This window comes from Terrisporobacter sp. (genome assembly GCF_017888745.1).
Classification (GTDB): domain Bacteria; phylum Bacillota; class Clostridia; order Peptostreptococcales; family Peptostreptococcaceae; genus Terrisporobacter.
Map to the genome: position 1 here is coordinate 1 of NZ_JAGHFM010000359.1, position 3,541 is coordinate 3,541.

A 3,541-nucleotide genomic window follows, 5' to 3' on the forward strand; every position below is an offset into this window, starting at 1 on the left:
GAGAAAGAGAGAGACAAAGAGAAATAGAAAGACAAAGAGAAAGACAAAGAGAAATAGAAAGAGATAGAGACAGAGCAAGACAAAGAGAAGAAGAAAGACAAAGAGAAAGACAAATACAAATGGAAATAGAAAGAGACATGGAAATAGAAAGAGAAAGAGAACTAGAAAGACAAAGAGATAGAGAAAGAGACAGAGATACAGATCGCTGTGAAGGATCACGTAGATGTGTAATTAGAAATAATCGTTGTAGATAGAAGAGATAGTTAATAAATAAAATTTAAGTACCATAATAATATATTTTATCAATAAATTACTCTCATGAAAGCGGGAATGCTTTCATGAGATTTTTTTATGGAATAAAAACCATATTTAAGAAGGCATTTTTTACCATATTAAACGCATGAAAAACAATAACATATGAAAAAAAAGTAAATATAATTATAGTATCACTAAAAAAGAAAGGAAGGGGTAGTTTGACAGCTATAGTCCAAAAATATGGAGGAAGCTCACTAGCAAGTGTTGAAAAAATAAAGTCTGTTGCCAAAAGGGTTATAAATGAGAAGGAAAAGGGGAATGATGTGGTAGTTGTAGTTTCTGCTATGGGAAAAACTACTGACTATCTTGTAAACTTATCAAAAGAAATATCACACAATACTAATAAAAGAGATATGGATGTACTACTATCTACAGGTGAACAAATATCTATAGCATTGTTATCTATGGCTATTAATGATTTAGGATATGATGCTATATCATTTACTGGATTCCAAGCGGGTATAAAGACAGATGGAGTTCACACTAAAAATAAGATAGTTGACATAGAAATAGAAAAAATCAAGGAATATTTAAAAGAAGGAAAAATAGTTGTTGTAGCAGGATTTCAAGGTATAAATAACAAAGGAGATATAACAACATTAGGTAGAGGTGGATCTGATACTACAGCTGTTGCTATTGCTGCAAAGCTTGGATGTGAATGTAATATATATACTGATGTGGATGGAATATATTCAGTTGACCCAAGGGTTTATTTTAGAGCAAAGAAATTAAAAAATATAAGCTATCAAGAAATGATAGCAATGTCTAGCTTAGGGGCAGGCGTAATGGAAACTAGAGCGGTAGAAATAGGTTATAAATATAATGTGCCTATATATGTAGCATCAAGTAGTGAATATATAACAGGAACTTATATAAAGGAGTATGAAAAAGAAATGGAAGAGCAAGTAATTAAAGGAATTGCAATAGATGATAATATTTATATGATTACTATTGGAAAAGTTTTACTTAACTCTAATAATATAGCAAGAATAATTGAAAGATTAGGGGAAGAAAATGTAAATATAGATATGATAAGCCAGTCATCTCCACAAAATGGATATGTAAACTTATCTTTTACAGTTTGTAAAGATGATTTAAATTCAGTATGTAAAGTTATAGATGAAATAAAGCTAGAAATAGAAGAAATGATAATTGATATAAAATCTAACTTATCTAAAGTATCAGTTGTTGGTTTAGGAATGATGAACCAAAGTGATATGATAGGGAAAATGTTTAGAGTCTTATCAAATAATAATATAGAATTCAAACAATTTACTACTTCTGAAATTAGTGTATCTTATACTTTAGATGATAAAGACAAAGAAGTTGCAGTAGCAGCACTTGCAAGAGAGTTTAACTTATAATAAAGCTTATGAATATGGGCTGTCATAATAAAAGAGAGTGAGACAGCCCATAATAAGATAATTTACATTATTATTTATTTCAACTAGAAATCACATAATTATATTCTTAGATTTTAAAATTAGAACTATTAAAACATTATTTTTATTGATTATTATTGTTTATCTTTATATTTGTATTTTAATTGAGCAATTTAAATATGATTAAATTTTATAAACAAAGGTAAAAAAGATAATACTAAATGCAATATTAAAATTATTATAAGGAGAGAAAATAATGGATTTAAGAGAAATTATGAGGTATAATGTATTTGTAGTAGTAGGGGACACTTTAAATGAAGAAAAATATGCATACAAGATAAAAAATGAGTTAATAAATAGTAGATATAAAGTATATTCTGTAGGAAAAGAATTAAAATCATTAAATGATATAGAAGAAGAAGTAGATATTATCGACTTATGTATTAACCCACCAGCGGGAATAAAATTATTGAAAGAAAATAAGAAAAATTTCAAATGTATAATAATACAACCAGGGGCAGGTAGTGAAGAGATCATTGAATATTTAGAGGAAAATAATTATCCATATATAGAAGGATGCTTATTAGTTGGTATAAGATTATATGGGAAATATAGTTAAGGGGCTGTATATGTTAATAGATGAATTGTTCTAAATATTAGATTTTATAGGATATTATGGAAATGTCGGAAGATATTGATTTTGAAAATTAATATCTTTTTTGTTGTGGTATATTTTTATAAGGAAATTTTTGGTAAAAGTCGAATAATTTACAACTTTGAAACATTTAGGATAAATATCGGAAAAAAACTTGTCGTAATCTTGTTTCAAAGGAGTTGAATATTATGAATGATTCATTAAGTATAAACAATGAAGGGAATAGTTCAAATAACATATCAAATCGTGGTAAAAGATACTCAAAAAGATTAGTGAAAAAGAAAAGAAAAGTTAAAAAAATTTTTAGATATGTAGTATTATCTACAGTAATATTACTTATTATACAAGGAATAACATTCTTTTCATCATCAGGTAAGGAAAATGATGACAGTGAGTATAATTCTGTAAATGCTTCTAGCAAATTGGGGGAGAGTAGTAATTTAATAGATGAAAGTAATATTTTAATATTAGTTAATAGAGAAAATAAAATAGATGAAACTTACATACCTAATGATTTAGTTATACCAAACGTTAAATTTATAAGTAAAAATTCTCCTAATAAAATGCTTAGGAAAGAAACTGCTTTGCAGTTGGAAAATATGTTTGAAGATGCAAAAAAAGAAGGAATAAATTTACTAGCAGTTTCAGGATATAGGTCTTATGAATATCAAAAAGAATTATATGATAAGAAGGTAAAAAGATCAGGAAAAGAGGAAGCTGATAAATATGTTGCAGTGCCTGGAACTAGTGAACATCAGACTGGATTTGTTATGGATGTTTTATCTAGTGAATACAATAAATTAGATGAAGGATTTAAGTATACTGATGCATATGATTGGTTATGTAATAATATGGATAAATATGGCTTTATAATTAGATATCCAGAGGGTAAAGAAGATATTACAGGATATGAATATGAACCTTGGCATTTAAGGTATGTTGGTAAAGAGGCGGCAAAAGAAATAAATGATAAAGATATAACACTTGAAGAATACATAGAGAATAATAATGTAAAATAAGATTGATTATGTAAATTATACAAAATTAATAGATAAAGTTATATTGAGACTGTGAATTTTTTTCTGTAAATAGCTTTCTATGATAAAATTATTAAGGCGTGGATATGAAAATTAATTATCCATGCCTTAATTTGAATGTAGTTTTAATTTAATCGCATGTCAAGTACACC

Annotated in this window: 4 protein-coding genes; all 4 read left to right on the forward strand. The window is 27.0% G+C overall.

The window, feature by feature from the left end; translation table 11 throughout:
* Positions 1-254 (forward strand): hypothetical protein (locus J7G74_RS15730; protein WP_297137067.1); only part of this gene is annotated, 254 nt, incomplete at its 5' end.
* 219 nt (positions 255-473) lie between these two features.
* On the forward strand, positions 474-1,679 hold the full coding sequence (locus J7G74_RS15735; protein ID WP_297137069.1) for an aspartate kinase: 1,206 nt from the start codon (positions 474-476) through the stop codon (positions 1,677-1,679).
* A 274-nt stretch (positions 1,680-1,953) separates the two neighbouring features.
* A complete protein-coding gene (locus J7G74_RS15740) occupies positions 1,954-2,316 on the forward strand; it encodes a CoA-binding protein (RefSeq protein ID WP_297137071.1) in 363 nt (120 codons plus the stop codon).
* 224 nt (positions 2,317-2,540) lie between these two features.
* Positions 2,541-3,371: a M15 family metallopeptidase gene (locus J7G74_RS15745; RefSeq protein ID WP_297137073.1), complete on the forward strand. Its 831-nt coding sequence runs from the start codon at positions 2,541-2,543 to the stop codon at positions 3,369-3,371.
* Positions 3,372-3,541 lie beyond the last annotated feature (170 nt).

Bases quoted from the DNA above. Each gene is read 5' to 3' on its own strand.
- J7G74_RS15745 (WP_297137073.1), top strand. From the start codon at position 2,541: ATGAATGATTCATTAAGTATAAACAATGAAGGGAATAGTTCAAATAAC.
- J7G74_RS15740 (WP_297137071.1), top strand. From the start codon at position 1,954: ATGGATTTAAGAGAAATTATGAGGTATAATGTATTTGTAGTAGTAGGG.